We start from the raw sequence: 14,877 nt of genomic DNA on the forward strand, positions 1-14,877 counted from the left end.
ATGCTAGCCGCCAGCCGCGTTGAGCTTCTGGCGATATTGCTCGGCGTCCCAGTTGACCAGCTCGTCATTCTCGGAAGCGGTGAGATAGTTCAGCCGTGCGGCGACGTCGATGCGCGCCGTCACGTCGGCGAGGCAGCGTTGCATGGCATCGGCGCCGGCACTGGCGTCGCCGCGCATCAGCACGCCTGCGCCGGGAAACAGGATCGCCGCAGGCGACGTGTCCAGTCGTGCAATGACATCGGCCACCGCCTCGCCTGGTTTCGCCACGATGGAGCCCTGGCCGAGGAAGATGACGTGGTCCGGATAGAGGCTGCCGGCCTGCGCCATGCGGCGGCTCTCAGGGTCGAGCGCAACCGCATGCGCTTCGACATCGGCCGGCAATCTGTAGAAGCTGCCGCCGGCAAGCGCCGCCAAGGCATCGAGGTCGGGTGCGGCGGTCGCGCGCGCCGGCCGGGCCAGCAATGACCTGATACGGCGCAGCAGAAGCTCCGCCTCGGCGACGGTTTCGGCGGCGACGACCAGCCCGTGATTGCCAAGGATCAGCACGTCGACACCAGGCCGCAGTTTCTCGGCAATGCCGCGTGCAAGCGGCAGGCCCGGCCGGAAATAAGGCACATAGGCCCATTCGATGCCATCGAGCCGCCTGGCGACCTCGGCCTCGCCATCGGCCTGCACGGCAAGCGAGATGGTGTCGACGCAATGGACGTGAAGAACCACGCGCTGCGGCATCAGGGCGTGCACCGTGGTCTCGATCGACGGCCGCAGGCCGCGCGGGTTGAGCGCTGCAATGGTGAAACCCTGCGGCTGGTCGGCGGCGCGATCGCGCTGTTCGACGGCTCTCAGCAACGGCGCCATCGCCACCGGCACCATGATGTCATCGACCAGCGCGTCCTTCAGCCAGGTGCCGGAGGCCTTGATCCACAGCGTGTCGCCGGCTTTCAGCGAGGTGTTGCCGCCTGCCGCCTGGGTCAGATGCGGGCTCTGCCCGATGCTGGCCGAAAGCGCCCGTAAGGCCGCCAGCTCCTGCGCATCAGCTTGGGTCGCCATGGCGCTTTTCCTCCAACGGCTCGGCCGTGTCCTGCGCGAAATCCCGTTGCCGGGGTCGAATTGGCGCTGATATCGCAGATACGAGTGATCTACGTCAACAGTGATCTAGTATCATCAAAACCCGCTTGCAATCCGGCTAATGTTGAGTAAGTTGCGCCAACTGCCATGGAAATGGCATCCGGGAGGAAAGAATTGAGCGACTCCGGCCGCCAGCGTCAGATCGTCGAACTGCTGCGGGATCGTCCGTTCGCTTCGGTGCGCGAGCTGCAGGAACGGCTTGGCGTTTCGGCCGCGACGGTCAGGCGCGATATCGACAGGATCGACGAAGCCGGCGAAGCGCGGAAGGTCTATGGCGGCATCTCGGCGCTCGACGGCGCTTCCCAGGCCGGTGTCGCCTACGCCCGGCCCTATGACGAGAACCGCGACCTTGCGGTCGAGGCCAAGCGGCAGATCGCCGCTCTCGCGGCGACCATGGTGCGTGACGGCGACGCCGTCATCGTGCATGGCGGCTCGACCTGCTTCCATCTCGGGGTCAAGCTCGCCGAGCGCAACATCCGCCTCTACACCAACTCGATGCCGCTGGCGGCCTATCTCAGCGACCACGGCCATTGCAGCCTGACGGTTGCGGGCGGTGATCTGCATCGCGAACCCGGCATCATCCATTCGCTCACCCAGGCCGTGCCCTTCTACGCCTCCAAATTCTTTCTCGGCGCGCAAGGCCTTGGCCAGGAAGGCGTGATGGAATCGCACCCGCTGCTGGTACGCTCGATCTTCGATCTCAGCCTCTGCGCCGACCAGATCGTGGTGCTGGCCGATAGCCGCAAACTGTCGATCCACGCGCGCAATGTTGCGCTGCCGCTTTCCCGCATCGGCACGCTGGTCACCGACGACGGTCTCTCCGACGCCGATGCGCGCATGCTGGAGGACGCCGGCGTCATGGTGCGGATAGCCTCGGGAGCCATCCAGTGAAGGTGGCTGTCCTCGATTTCGGCAAGACCAATTCGAAGCTGTTCGTCTTCGGCCAGGACGGGCGCATTGTCGACGAGCGCCGGACCCAGCCGAAATGGGTGCGCCAAGGCGGCTTCAGCGTGCTCGACGAGGCGGCGCTCCACCATTGGGCGCTCAGCGCCGTTGCCGATGCGGTCGATGGTCATGGAGTGGAAGGGGTCATGGTCTCGGGCCATGGCTGCACCTTTGCCTTGGTCGACGAGGCGGCGCTGACGCATCCGATCCTCGATTACGAGCAAGAGCCGCCGGCCGAGATTGCCGCGCGGATCGATCGCCGCATTCCGGGCTTTGCCGAGACCTTCTCGCCGCGGTTGCCGCTGGGCTTCAACTACGGCCGCCACATGCTGTGGCTGCAGGAGGTCGAGCCCGACGCGTTCGCCGCGTCGAAATCGATCCTCGGCTATCCGCAATATTGGAGCTGGCGCCTTGGCGGACGGGCGGTCTCGGAAGTATCCTATCTCGGCTGCCATTCGCATTTGTGGGCGCCGCGCCGCCAAGATTTTTCCTCGCTGGTCGACGCGCAGGGCTGGCGTGACCGGATGCCTGCCTTCGAGCGCGCCGGCACCGTTATCGGCGAGCAGCGCCTCGGCGCTGCGGCAAGCCCGATCGCCATCCACAACGGCGTCCATGACTCGAATGCGGCGCTGCATGCCTATCGCCGGCAGGAGCTTGGCCCGGTCACCGTCGTTTCTACCGGCACCTGGGTCGTCGTGCTCAATCCGTCCTGTCCCCTCGACGCGCTCGACCGGGATCGCGACATGCTGGTCAATGTCGATGTCGGCGGCGGCCCAGTGCCGACCATCCGCTTCATGGGCGGGCGTGAATTCGCAACCATCAGCGCCGGCTGGCAAGGCGAGATCGCCGGCCCGGCGGTGCAGCGGGTGATCGATGCCGGCATCATGGCGCTGCCGAGCTTCGCGCCGGGCGGGCCGATGGCGGGGCATTCCGGCCGACTGGCGGGGCGCGCGCCCAATGTCGAGGAACGCGCGGCTACGGCGCTGCTCTACGTCGCGCTGATGGTCGATCTCTGCCTCGACCTCATCCATTCGAACAACACGGTGATCGTCGATGGCGGGCTGAATACGGGCGGTCTGCTCGCCGGACTGCTGGCGCAATTGCGTCCCGACCAGGCTTTCCTGCAGGGCGCCACGCTGGAGGGCAGTGCCACCGGTGCAGCGGCGCTCGCCTTCGAGAGCGTTGGGCGCGAATTCGCCGCCGAAGTTCCGGAGCCGGTGCGCGCGTCGCGTTTCACCGGGTTGGCAGGCTATCGCGGCAATTGGCGTGACGCCACCATGGACCGGGGCGTCGCTGGTGCGGCAGTGGGAGGCGCGCGATGAGTGCGATTGCCAAGGCCGAGACGGCGCGCCAGCCGGTGCTGGAGATGCGGCACATCTCCAAGACGTTCGGCGCGATCCGTGCCTTGCACGATGTCTCGCTCAGCGTCCATGCCGGCGAGCTGCACGCCTTGATGGGCGAGAACGGCGCCGGTAAGTCGACATTGATGAAAGTGCTTTCAGGCGCCTATCGGCCGGATGCCGGTGGCGAGATCCTGATCGACGGCATGCCGGCCGCGACCGGCGATCCGATCAAGGCGCGCGCCAGCGGCGTCGCGGTGATTTATCAGGAGCTGTCGCTGGCGCCCAATCTGACGGTGGCGCAGAACATCTTCCTCGGCAACGAGCCGCGACGCTTCGGCATCGTCGATCGTGACCAGTGCACCCGGCGCGCCAGGGAGATCATCGCGCGTCTGGGCGTCTCCTTTTCGGCCCGCGACATGGTCTCCAGCCTGTCGCTCGGCGAGCGACAATTGGTCGAGATCGCCCGCGCGCTGTCGACCAATGCGCGCATCATCGTCATGGACGAGCCGACGACGTCGCTGACCTCGCGCGAGACCGACCGGCTGTTCGAGGTCATCGCGACGCTGAAATCGCAAGGCATCGCCATCATCTACATCAGTCACCGCATGGAAGAGGTCTACCAGCTTGCCGATCGCGTCAGCGTGCTGCGCGACAGCGGTTATGTCGGTACGCTCGAACGTGCCGACCTCAGCGCCTCGCGCCTCGTCTCGATGATGGTCGGCCGCGATCTGTCGGCTTTCTACAAGAAGGATCATCGGCCGCCGGACGAAAAGCGCGCGGTGGCGCTCTCGGTGCGTGGCATGTCCGACGGCCGTCTCCTGAAAGACTGTTCGTTCGACCTGCACAAGGGCGAGGTGCTGGCGCTGGCGGGTCTGGTCGGTTCCGGCCGTACCGAGCTTGCGCGGCTGATCTTCGGCGCCGACAGGCGCGTGTCAGGCACGCTGGAACTCGACGGCAAACCTGTAACCATCGGCTCGCCGCGCGAGGCGCTCGATGCCGGCATCGCCTATCTGACCGAGGACCGCAAGGAACTCGGCCTGTTCCTCGACATGTCGATTTCCGACAACATCAGCATGGGCGTGCTGGCGCGGGATTCGCGCGCCGGCGGCTTGCGCGACTTCGCGGCCGCCGAAAGGCGCGCTTCCAAGGCCGTTGCCGGTCTCTCCATCCGCACCAGTTCGGTGCAGGCCAATGCCGGCTCGCTGTCGGGCGGCAACCAGCAGAAGGTGCTGCTCGCCCGCCTGCTCGAAACCGAGCCGAAGGTCGTCATCCTCGACGAGCCGACCCGCGGCGTCGATGTCGGGGCGAAATCGGAAATCTACCGGCTGATCGACAATCTCGCCAAACAGGGCATCGCCATCCTGATGATCTCCAGCGAACTGCCCGAGGTGATCGGCGTCGCCGACCGCGTGCTGGTGATGCGCGACGGCACGATATCGGGCGAGGTGACGGCATCGCAAGGCGAACCGCTAAGCCAGGAAAAAATCATGGAACTTGCAACGGGAGCGGCTCAGCAATGACCGACAAGGCGACCGAGATNTTTCCCTACACGACGCTCTTCCGATCTCAGCACGATGTTGATCGTCACCCAGCAGTCGTCGATCAACATCGTGCTGGCGGCCGGCATGACCTTCGTCATCCTGACCGGCGGTATCGACCTGTCCGTCGGCGCCATCCTGGCCGCATCGGCGATGGTGGCGGTGATGGTGTCGCTGGTGCCCGACTGGGGTTTGCTCGGTGTGCCGGCGGCCATTCTGGTCGGCCTCGGCTTCGGCCTCATCAACGGGCTGCTCATCGCCTATATCAAGCTGCCGCCCTTCATCGTCACGCTGGGTTCGCTGACCGCGGTGCGCGGCGTCGCCCGCCTGCTCGGCCAGGACACCACGGTGTTCAATTCGGACCTGCCGTTCGATTTCATCGGCAACGGTTCGCTGTTCGGCATTCCGTGGCTGGTCATCATCGCGCTGTCGGTGGTGGTGCTGTCCTGGCTGGTGCTCAAGCGCACCGTGCTCGGCACCTGGATCTATGCCGTCGGCGGCAATGCCGAAGCGGCGCGGCTGACCGGCATCAAGGTGCCGCTGGTGCTGCTCTTNTTTCCGGCCTGCTGGCCGGCCTTGGCGGCGCCATGTCGGCGGCCCGGCTCTATGCCGCCAACGGGCTGCAGCTCGGGCAGTCCTATGAACTCGACGCCATTGCCGCTGTCATCCTCGGCGGCACCAGCTTCGTCGGTGGCGTCGGCTCGATCTGGGGTACGCTGATCGGCGGCCTGATCATCGCGGTGCTCTCCAACGGGCTCATCTTGGCCGGTGTCTCCGACATCTGGCAGTACATCATCAAGGGATTGGTCATCATCGTGGCGGTCGCCCTCGACCGCTACAGGCTCCAGGCAGGAGCAAGAACGTGATTGACCTTAGTCGCCGGCGTCAACGACCGGTTTCATGTAACGCACCGTGAGAGGCGCGGGGCAATCGGAGGAAAGCAATGAAGACCATCGCCAAACTGCTCTGCGGCGTCGCACTCGCGTCGCTCGCCATCGCGCCTGCTTCGGCCAAGGACCTCAATAAGGTCGGCATCTCGGTCGGCCTGCTCGGCAATCCCTTCTTCGTCGCCACCATCAAGGGCATCGAGGACGCGGCCAAGAAGATCAACCCAAAGGTCGAGGTGACCTCGGTGTCGGCCGACTATGACCTCAACAAGCAGGTCTCGCAGGTCGATTCATTCATCGCCGCCGGTGTCGACGTGATCATGCTCAATGCCGTCGACGCCAAGGCGATCGCGCCGGCGGTGAAGAAGGCACAGGCTGTGGGTATCGTCGTTGCCGCCTTCGACGTTTCGGCGCCGGGCGCCGACGTGACCGTGATGACCAACAACGTCAAGGCCGGCGAAGAGGCCTGCCAATACCTGGTCGACCACACCGGCGGCAAGGGCGACTACGTCATCCTCAACGGACCGGCATCGTCGTCGATTCTGGAGCGGGTGAAGGGCTGCAAGAACGTGCTGGCGCAGCATCCCGACATCAAGATCCTCTCCGACGACCAGAATGCCGAAGGCTCGCGCGACGGCGGCCTGAAGGTGTTCCAGTCGCTGCTCACCCGCTTCGACAAGATCGATGCGGTGTTTGCCATCAACGATCCGACGGCGATCGGCGCCCAGCTTGCCGCCAAGCAGCTCAACCGCTCGGAGTTCATCTTCACCGCCGTCGACGGCGCGCCCGATATCGAGAAGGAACTCTCCTCCGGCACCTCGATGATCAAGGCCTCGGCCTCGCAGGATCCCTATGTGATGGCCGGCCAGTCGCTGACGATGGCGGCCGAACTGTTGGCCGGCAAGAAGCCGGCGGAGCCGACCGTCCTGCTCGACCCGAAGCTCATCACGGCCGAGAACCTGAAGGACTACAAGGGCTGGACCGCAGCCCGCTAAATCCTCCCAAGGCCGGTGCGGCCGGGGTGACCCGGCCGCACCTCTTGTCAGCACCGGAGACGATGATGTCGCGTATTGGAATCCATTCTTTCGTCTGGTCGGCGAGCTCGGCTCAGGCAGATCTCGAGCGCACGCTGACCAACACCAGGGAGGCCGGCTTCGACCTCATCGAATTCTCCTATCTCGACCCCGCCAATGTCGACATCGGCGGGCTTGCCAGGCGCATCGCCGATCTTGGCCTCGGCGTGGCGATCAGCATCGGATTGCCTGTTGATGGCGACATTTCGAGCGCCGACAAGGCGATTGCCGCGCGCGGCGTCGAAATCCTCAACGACACCATCGCGCTGACGCGCGATCTCGGCGGCCGGAAGGTCGCCGGCATTCTCTCCACCAGCCACGGATTGCAGGTCGAGGCGCCGACGCGCGATCAATGGCAGCGCAGTGCCGGCACGCTGGCCAAGGTTGCCGAGACAGCCAAGGCGGCCGGCGTCACGCTCAACCTCGAGATCGTCAACCGCTTCGAAAGCAATCTGCTCAACACCGCCGCGCAAGGGCTGGCCTTCATCGAGGACACCGGCTCGGACAACATCTTCCTGCATCTCGACACCTTCCACATGAACATCGAGGAGGCCGATGTCGGGCTGGCCATCCGTCATGCCGCCGATAAGATCGGCTATGTCCATATCGGCGAGAGCCATCGCGGTTTCCTCGGCACCGGCAATATCGATTTCGCCGCGATCTTCGATGCGCTGACGGCCATCGGCTACAGCGACGACCTCAGCTTCGAATCCTTCTCTTCGGAAATCGTCGATGAGAACCTGTCGAAGAAGACCGCGATCTGGCGCAATCTCTGGACGGACAACATGGCGCTGGCCAAGCACGCGCGTGCTTTCATCGGTCTGGGAATGGAGACGGCAAGGCGCAAGGCGGAACTCGTCTCGGCGCGGCACAAACCCTGACCCGCCCGTCGAGAGCCGAAGGACGCCGCGTGCGCCGCAGGGCTGGGTTTCGAACTCAGATTAACAAAAGGCCTCGTGGTAGCCGTTTTGGCAGCTTTTGTGCCGCCGGTTTTTTCCGAGATAGGAATTTTTTCTTGACCCGGTGACCTCAGCTATGGTACATATTTGCCTATGGTGCTGATTTGCGCCAGTGACCCGCCGCACAGGCGGGTTTTTTGTTCGATGCACCGTCAGCCAAGGTGCCGGCCGTATGGCGCCGGCATTGCCCGCGGCAGGTGCATCGGTTATCTGACCGGCTAGGCAAACAACGCCACGCAATCCACCAAACGGAGCCCAGCACATGACACGCGAGACAATCCTCAAATTCGGCACCGTCGAACACGCGGACGCCGGCGATCTGGCTGGCTGGATCGTCGTCGGGGGCAAGCCGACCATGCAAACCGCCGTCCAGCACACGACCGAGGACGGCAAGGTGTTGTCGGGCACCTGGCGCGCGACGCCCGGCACCTATCACGCGACCTATACCCACTACGAGTTCGTGCACATGATCGCCGGCCGCATCATCATCACGCCGGACGGCGGCACGCCGGTCGAGGTCGGCCCCGGCGATGCCTTCGTGGTGGAAGCCGATTTCAAGGGAACCTGGAAGATCATCGAGCCGGTGACGAAGCATTTTGTCGTCAGGGTTGGCTGAGGCGGATCGGCGACCCCGCGTGCGGAAAAACGGTGCGGTTGCTGTCACGGCAGGACCGTATCACTGCCGCATCCCGGAGCCGGCGCGGCACGCCTGAACCTTGGCGTGTTCGTTGCTCTTGTCGCGTAGGCCAGGCCGCGCGCTATGCGGTTATCGTGGCGGGAGGTTTGTGGCGATGGCATGAGCAGCCGTCCTCATCCGCAAGCGGCATTTTCTATTCCCGCGATGCGGTGTTCGACCGGCTGAAGAACATGCTTCGCATGACGCCATCGCGCAGCAGCACGAAATGCACCAGGGCAGCCAGGATGTGAACACCGGCAAGTCCAAGCAATACCCAGACCAGCTTTGCATGGATGAGTGCGAATCCCCTTGCCGAAAGCGCGCTGACGGACGGCGCCAACGGCACAGGCAAGTTTCCGAAAAGCCGCGCGGGAGGCATGAAAGGCATTGGCCGGTAGCCCAGCCATCCCGTTATCAGGACGGCGAGAATCGCAACGTAGAGAAACATATGGAAGAAAGCCGTCGCAAAGCGCATGGGCCGTGAGGCTTGCCTGACAGGGGCGCGGGTAAAGATGCGCCAGCAAAGTCTGAGGACGATGATGGCAAGGATCGTCACGCCGATCGACATGTGAAGCGGAAGCCAGTTCATCGTCGCCATACCCGGCCCGTTCATCGGCCCAAAGGCAATGGCGATTTGCGCCGCGAGCGCGATCACGGTCAGCCAATGCAACAGACGAATGCCGAAATGCCAGCGCAGGCGAGGGTTCTCCTTCACATCCGAAGCTCGACTGTTGTCAAGTGCAAGAAGGAGGGCGTGATGGTTTCATCCGCTCCAGCGGGCCAGTTTCGCGAAGAAGTATGGCGGCTCACCAAGTCTTTGAAAAGCGTGGTGATCCCGACAGGAATCGAACCTGTGACCTACAGATTAGGAATCTGCCGCTCTATCCTACTGAGCTACGGGACCATGCGGCCAGACACATAGCCGCTTCGGATCGTTTCGCCAAGAGGCCGGCCGAAGGCAATTCGGCCGGCTTTGCGCTGCCGCCGTCAGGCGGCCAGCGCGGTTTCCGCCAGTTTCACCCAGTAGCTCATGCCGTGCGGGATGACCTCGTCATTGAAGTCGTAGGCCGGGTTGTGGAGACCGGCGGTGTCGCCATTGCCGATGAAGATGAAGGCGCCGGGGCGGGCTTCGAGCATGTAGGAGAAATCCTCGCCGCCCATCACGGGCTGGATGCCGCGGTGGACATGGGCGTCGCCGGCGACACTCATCGCGACATCACCGGCAAACACCGTCTCTTCCGCGTGGTTGAAGGTCACGGGGTAATTTGCCTGGTAGTCGACCTCGATCTTTGCCCCGAACGCGGTCGCCAGCCCGTCGCAGATGCTGCGGATGCGCTCTTCGGACTTCTTGGCGATCTCCTTGCGCAAGGTGCGCACGGTGCCGGCGATTTCGGCGGTTTCCGGGATGATGTTGTAGGCGTCGCCGGCGTGGAACTTGGTCACCGACACCACCACGGCCTCGACGGGGTCGGTGCTGCGCGAGGCGATCGTCTGCAAGGCGCCGACCAGCTGGCTGGTGATGACGATCGGGTCGATCGTGCCGTGCGGCATCGCCGCGTGGCCGCCCTTGCCGTGCACGGTGATGGTGAACTCGGCGGTCGCCGCCATGATCGGGCCCGGGCGAATGGCGAACTGCCCGACAGGCAGACCCGGCATGTTGTGCATGCCGAACACCCTGGAGATGTCGAAACGCTCCATCATGCCGTCCTTGACCATCTCGTTGCCGCCGCCGCCGCCCTCTTCGGCCGGCTGGAAGATCACCGCCACGGAACCGGTGAAGTTGCGCGTCTCGGCGAGGTATTTGGCCGCGCCCAGCAGCATCGCCGTGTGGCCGTCATGGCCGCAGGCGTGCATCTTGCCGGGGATGGTCGAGGCGTAGGGCTTGCCTGATATCTCGTTGAGCGGCAGCGCGTCCATGTCGGCGCGCAGGCCGATTGTGGGGCCTTCGCCCTGGCGGCCGCGGATGATGCCGACCACGCCGGTCTTGCCGAGGCCGGTGACCACATCGTCGCAACCGAAGGCCTTCAGCTTCTCGGTGACGAAGGCGGCGGTCTTGAAGACGTCGAAGTTCAGTTCTGGCGTCTGGTGCAGATGCTGGCGCCAGCCGGCAACTTCGTCCTGCATTTCGGCGGCACGGTTCAGGATTGGCATGATGGTTCCATCTCGCTGTTGGGACGGCGGGTGTTGGCCGCTGCCTTGCAATTGTGATCGCCAGGCACTTTGCCATCTTGGCGTCACATAGAGTAAATAGCACCGCAACAATGGGTCCGGTTTTTGAGGGTCGGACCATATGCTGGCGATCGCGTAACGAAATCTTACGGAGCCAGGGGCGACTACGGCAAGAGGCGATTTCGGATTTGATCATGCGGTACAGGCATTTCCTCAAACTATTCTCGGCTGGCACAATCGCGCTGTCGGTCCTGGCCGGGCCGGCGCTGGCCAATCCGGTGGTCGTGTTCGATCTCGGCAGCGGCAAGATCCTGCAGCATCAGGACGCGTTCAAGCGCTGGTATCCGGCGTCGCTGAGCAAGCTGATGACCGCTTATGTCACCTTTCGGGCGATCGCCGCCGGCGAGGTTCAGCTTGATTCGCCGATCAAGGTGACCAAGCACTCCGCCGGGGAGCCGCCAAGCAAGATGGGCTTCAAGCCGGGCTCGGTGATGCGGCTCGACAACGCACTGAAGATGATGCTGGTCAAATCGGCCAACGACATCGCCATGGCGGTGGGCGAAAATGTCGGCGGTTCGCAGGCGGCCTTTGCCGAACGGATGAATGCGGAGGCCGCCCGGCTCGGCATGAACGGCACGCATTTCGTCAATCCGAATGGGCTTTTTTCGCCTGACCAGTACACGACGGCGCGCGACCTCGCCGTGCTGGTGATGGCGATCCGCCGCGAATTTCCGCAATATGTGCCGTGGTTCTCGATCGAAGGCCTTGCCGTCGGCAAGAAGGCTATTCCCAACTACAATCTCTTGATTGGCCGTTATCCCGGCGCCGATGGCATGAAGACAGGCTTTGTTTGCCCCTCCGGCTTCAACATGATCGGTTCGGCGACCCGCAACGGGCGCACGCTGGTGGCGGTCGTGCTTGGCGAGAAATCGGCCGTCACACGTGCCGAGACCGCGGCAAAACTGCTCGATCAAGGTTTTGACGCGCCTGCCGCCGGCTCGGCCACCGTCACCACGCTGGCGCCCTATGGCGACACCGTCTCGCCCAACGACATGCAGGACGAGGTCTGCAAGAAGAAGACGCCGCAGGAGCAGTCCGAGGCACCGCCGGTCGTCGCCAAGAACGTGCCGAAATCGCCCTATCAGGAAAAGCTCGACCATGTGCCGACACTGGTTGCCGTCGGCCTTGGCGGCGCCACCGGTCCGGCGCCGAAGGCTATCCTCGATCAGGGCGGCCAGGAATATGCTGACGTGCCGATCCCGAGCTGGCGGCCCGACAGGCCGGCACCGGCCGGCACCGGCCCGAAGATTGCCGGCTCCGCCGCACAGGGCGACCAGCCGGCCAAGGTTGCGAACTAGCCAATGGCGAGCGGCTTCCCGATCCCCGTCTCGGTGCTGACCGGTTTCCTCGGCGCCGGCAAGACGACGCTGCTCAACCGGCTGCTCAAGGATCCGGCGCTGGCTGACACGGCGGTGATCATCAACGAGTTCGGCGAGGTGGCAATCGACCATTTGCTGGTCGAGCGGTCTTCCGACGGCATCATCCAGCTGTCGGACGGCTGCCTGTGCTGCACGGTGCGCGGCGAACTGGTCGATACGCTGGCCGATCTGGTCGACCGGCTGCAGACCGGCCGCATCGCCCGTCTGGCCCGCGTCATCGTCGAAACCACCGGCCTTGCCGACCCGGCGCCGGTGCTGCAGTCGATCATGGCGCATCCGGCGCTGATCCAGGCCTTCCGGCTCGACGGCGTCATCACTCTGGTCGATGCCGTCAACGGCAACGCCACGCTCGACGCCCATGTCGAGGCGGTGAAGCAGGCTGCCGTCGCCGATCGCATCGTGCTCAGCAAAGCCGATCTGGTCGCCGATCCCAATGAGTTGGAAATGCTTCGGGCGCGCCTGCGGCAGATCAATCCGGGCGCCGAACTGCTCGATGCCGGCGACACGGAGACAGGCGTGGCGGCGCTGTTCGACTGCGGCCTCTACAACCCTGCAACCAAATCCGCCGATGTGCGGCGCTGGCTTGGCGAGGAAGCCGCGCACGATCATCATCATCATGATGGCCAGGATCACGAGCATGGCCATGACCACGACCATCGTCACGATCAGCGCGTGCGCTCCTATTCGCTGGTGCATGACGGCCCGGTGCCGTTTTCGGCGATCGAGATGTTCCTCGACCTGCTGCGCTCGACGCATGGCGAGCGCCTGCTGCGCATGAAGGGCGTCATCGAGCTCAGGGAAGACCCGTCGCGGCCGCTGGTGATCCATGGCGTGCAGAAGATCCTGCATCCGCCGGTGCAATTGCCGTCCTGGCCCGATGGCCAGCGCGGCACGCGGCTGGTGCTGATCACGCTCGATATGCCCGAAGATTATATCCGCAGGCTGTTCGCCGCCTTCACCAACCGGCCGTCGATCGACACGCCCGACCGCGCCGCGCTGGAAAACAACCCGCTGGCGATTGCCGGGCGTTGAACTCTACGATTGCTGTTCGCCGCGCTCGATCAGAAAGCGATGGCCGCCGGAGACCGCCGCCGTTTCAATCAACTGGTGGCCACTCTCGGAGCAGAATGCCGGAATATCTATGACGGCGAGCGGGTCGGTGGTTTCGAGCCACAGCCGGCTGCCCGGTTGCATCCCGGCCAAGCGCTTCTTGGCCTTGAGCACGGGCAAGGGGCAGTTCAGCCCCTTGAGGTCATAAATAGCGGCGCGATCATCCACGGGCGAAATCAACCGCCGAACATGCCGAGCAGCTTGTTCTTCAGCTTCGTCACGCGGCTCTCGTCGGCACTCGCCGCTTGCGTCTCAGCCATCGGTGCCGCTTCCGAAGGGGCCGCGATGGTCGCGGTGGCGACAGGGGCTTCCTTGGCGGCCTTTTCGGCCTCCTTTTCGGCCAGAGCCTGAGCCTTGGCGGCTTCCCTGGCTTGCTTGGCCGCCTCTATGGCAGCGAGCCTCTGCTCCTCGGCCTTCTGCTTGGCCGCCTTTTCGGCGTCGAGGGCCGCCATCTTGCGGCCAGCGGGCGAATCGATGCGGCCCATGCGTGCCGTCTCGGTGACCGAGCCGTCATTGTTGAGCGACGGCGGATCGATCGGCACGCGTTCGCCGCGTGCGCGGCGCTTGGACCAGTCGGAGACGATGCTGGCTTCCTTGATACCGGCGATGGTCGGCTTGGGCGCCGGCACGCTGGCCTTGACCGCGCCGCTGAATGCCGCGTCGTAGGTGCTCATGTAGGAATTGTAGGCGCTCTTCAGCGAATCAGGCTGAGTGGTCGCCGGGCAAGCGCCGGTCGGGTCGAATGTCTGACCGTCGGCGGCAACCTGGTTGAAGACGTAGCGCTTCTCGCAGACATCGACCTTCGGCGGCACCTTGGTGATCTCGAAATTGTCGTAGCCGACCTTCAGCATCTTCCAGAAATCGTAATTCGGGTCGTTGCGGTAGCGCGCCATGTTGGCGGCAGTCATGCGGAACGGAAACGCCTGGATCTGGAACTCGGTCTGGCCGCCCTGGAAAGCATCGCGGCCGAAGGCATAGATCTGCTCGATCTGCGCATCGGTCATCGAATAGCAGCCCGACGACGAACAGGCGCCGTGCACCATCAAATTGGAGCCGGTACGGCCATTGGCGCGGTCATAGGCGTTGGGATAGCCGATGTTGAAGGACAAATGGTAGTTCGAGCGCGGATTCATCTGCGCCGGGCGCACCGTGTAGAAGCCTTCCGGCGCCTGGCGGTCGCCTTCTGTGTATTTCGGCCCGAGCTTGCCCGACCATTTGCAGATGTCGTAGCTGGCGACCATGTCGTAGCGGCCGTTGGTCTTGGCCTTCCAGATCTCGAGCTTGCCTTCTTCCTTGAAGATACGAGCCATCACCGACGAGGTGCGGACCATGCCCTTGGCTCTCATGTCGGCGAGGATCTTGTCGGGCAGCGGCTTGTTGGCCTCCGGCGCGAAATCCTTCATCGACGAATTGTTGCAGCCGGCAACGCCGAGGGCGGCGATCAGGATTCCGGTGCGGGCAAGCTTGATAAACATGGCTGCGGATATCGTCTTTTCTCTGGCGCCAGGACGTTTCCTGCCCCGGCTGCTGCACTGCGCATCGACGGACCCTAAGCCCGTTAACCCTAACAAATTCCTTACCGCAAGTGCCGACGCATCCCCCTGCGGCAGTCT

Annotated in this window: 13 protein-coding genes, 1 tRNA gene and 1 pseudogene; 9 read left to right on the top strand and 6 right to left on the bottom strand. The window is 64.2% G+C overall.

All coding sequences use genetic code 11. The features are described from left to right. Positions 1-3: 3 nt before the first annotated feature. Positions 4-1,047, bottom strand: a complete 1,044-nt coding sequence (locus X735_RS152485; protein WP_023811050.1) for a class II aldolase/adducin family protein — start codon at positions 1,045-1,047, stop codon at positions 4-6. A gap of 192 nt (positions 1,048-1,239) precedes the next feature. Here X735_RS152485 and X735_RS152480 point away from each other — a divergent pair, with 192 nt between their 5' ends. From X735_RS152480 to X735_RS152455, 7 genes and pseudogenes are all read left to right on the top strand, one after another. Further along, a complete protein-coding gene (locus X735_RS152480; protein ID WP_023811051.1) occupies positions 1,240-2,016 on the top strand; it encodes a DeoR/GlpR family DNA-binding transcription regulator in 777 nt (258 codons plus the stop codon). Continuing rightward, on the top strand, positions 2,013-3,392 hold the full coding sequence (locus X735_RS152475) for a carbohydrate kinase (protein WP_023811052.1): 1,380 nt from the start codon (positions 2,013-2,015) through the stop codon (positions 3,390-3,392). The genes X735_RS152480 and X735_RS152475 overlap by 4 nt, the downstream gene beginning before the upstream one ends. After that, positions 3,389-4,933 carry a sugar ABC transporter ATP-binding protein gene (locus X735_RS152470; protein ID WP_023811053.1) on the top strand — a complete coding sequence of 515 codons (1,545 nt, stop codon included), beginning with the start codon at positions 3,389-3,391 and terminating at the stop codon, positions 4,931-4,933. The genes X735_RS152475 and X735_RS152470 overlap by 4 nt, the downstream gene beginning before the upstream one ends. Before the next feature lie 54 nt (positions 4,934-4,987). After that, positions 4,988-5,817 (top strand): annotated as a pseudogene (locus X735_RS01000000165815) (ribose ABC transporter permease); the annotation flags it as partial. Between the two features lie 77 nt (positions 5,818-5,894). After that, a complete protein-coding gene (locus X735_RS152465) occupies positions 5,895-6,833 on the top strand; it encodes an ABC transporter substrate-binding protein (protein ID WP_023811054.1) in 939 nt (312 codons plus the stop codon). Positions 6,834-6,898: 65 nt separating this feature from the next. Continuing rightward, a complete protein-coding gene (locus X735_RS152460) occupies positions 6,899-7,792 on the top strand; it encodes a sugar phosphate isomerase/epimerase (RefSeq protein ID WP_023811055.1) in 894 nt (297 codons plus the stop codon). Positions 7,793-8,132: 340 nt separating this feature from the next. Then, on the top strand, positions 8,133-8,486 hold the full coding sequence (locus X735_RS152455; RefSeq protein WP_023811056.1) for a cupin domain-containing protein: 354 nt from the start codon (positions 8,133-8,135) through the stop codon (positions 8,484-8,486). 214 nt (positions 8,487-8,700) lie between these two features. Here X735_RS152455 and X735_RS152450 read toward each other — a convergent pair whose 3' ends face one another. The 3 genes from X735_RS152450 to X735_RS152440 form a co-directional block, all read right to left on the bottom strand. Continuing rightward, a complete protein-coding gene (locus tag X735_RS152450) occupies positions 8,701-9,261 on the bottom strand; it encodes a cytochrome b (protein WP_023811057.1) in 561 nt (186 codons plus the stop codon). A gap of 112 nt (positions 9,262-9,373) precedes the next feature. Beyond that, positions 9,374-9,450: transfer RNA gene (locus tag X735_RS152445), tRNA-Arg, on the bottom strand. Positions 9,451-9,533: 83 nt separating this feature from the next. After that, positions 9,534-10,697, bottom strand: coding sequence for a M20 aminoacylase family protein (locus X735_RS152440; RefSeq protein ID WP_023811058.1), 1,164 nt, complete (start codon positions 10,695-10,697; stop codon positions 9,534-9,536). A gap of 212 nt (positions 10,698-10,909) precedes the next feature. On the opposite strand from X735_RS152440, the gene X735_RS152435 reads away from it, so the two are divergent. Both X735_RS152435 and X735_RS152430 read left to right on the top strand, forming a co-directional pair. Next, the gene (locus X735_RS152435; RefSeq protein WP_023811059.1) at positions 10,910-12,073 is read left to right on the top strand and encodes a D-alanyl-D-alanine carboxypeptidase family protein; all 1,164 of its coding nucleotides are present in this window, start codon (positions 10,910-10,912) and stop codon (positions 12,071-12,073) included. A gap of 3 nt (positions 12,074-12,076) precedes the next feature. Continuing rightward, positions 12,077-13,186 (top strand): GTP-binding protein, encoded by a 1,110-nt coding sequence (locus X735_RS152430; protein ID WP_023811060.1) that lies wholly within the window; start codon positions 12,077-12,079, stop codon positions 13,184-13,186. Positions 13,187-13,189: 3 nt separating this feature from the next. Here the strand turns inward: X735_RS152430 and X735_RS152425 are convergent, their stop codons facing one another. Further along, positions 13,190-13,432: a sulfurtransferase TusA family protein gene (locus X735_RS152425; RefSeq protein ID WP_023811061.1), complete on the bottom strand. Its 243-nt coding sequence runs from the start codon at positions 13,430-13,432 to the stop codon at positions 13,190-13,192. 8 nt (positions 13,433-13,440) lie between these two features. After that, positions 13,441-14,739: a murein L,D-transpeptidase family protein gene (locus X735_RS152420; RefSeq protein WP_023811062.1), complete on the bottom strand. Its 1,299-nt coding sequence runs from the start codon at positions 14,737-14,739 to the stop codon at positions 13,441-13,443. Positions 14,740-14,877: the final 138 nt, after the last annotated feature.

The organism is Mesorhizobium sp. L2C084A000 (genome assembly GCF_000502875.1).
Lineage (GTDB): Bacteria > Pseudomonadota > Alphaproteobacteria > Rhizobiales > Rhizobiaceae > Mesorhizobium.

Coding starts and splice junctions, on each gene's coding strand:
- X735_RS152485 (WP_023811050.1), bottom strand. CDS start 1,047: ATGGCGACCCAAGCTGATGCGCAGGAGCTGGCGGCCTTACGGGCGCTT.
- X735_RS152470 (WP_023811053.1), top strand. CDS start 3,389: ATGAGTGCGATTGCCAAGGCCGAGACGGCGCGCCAGCCGGTGCTGGAG.
- X735_RS152465 (WP_023811054.1), top strand. CDS start 5,895: ATGAAGACCATCGCCAAACTGCTCTGCGGCGTCGCACTCGCGTCGCTC.
- X735_RS152460 (WP_023811055.1), top strand. CDS start 6,899: ATGTCGCGTATTGGAATCCATTCTTTCGTCTGGTCGGCGAGCTCGGCT.
- X735_RS152455 (WP_023811056.1), top strand. CDS start 8,133: ATGACACGCGAGACAATCCTCAAATTCGGCACCGTCGAACACGCGGAC.
- X735_RS152440 (WP_023811058.1), bottom strand. CDS start 10,697: ATGCCAATCCTGAACCGTGCCGCCGAAATGCAGGACGAAGTTGCCGGC.
- X735_RS152435 (WP_023811059.1), top strand. CDS start 10,910: ATGCGGTACAGGCATTTCCTCAAACTATTCTCGGCTGGCACAATCGCG.
- X735_RS152430 (WP_023811060.1), top strand. CDS start 12,077: ATGGCGAGCGGCTTCCCGATCCCCGTCTCGGTGCTGACCGGTTTCCTC.
- X735_RS152420 (WP_023811062.1), bottom strand. CDS start 14,739: ATGTTTATCAAGCTTGCCCGCACCGGAATCCTGATCGCCGCCCTCGGC.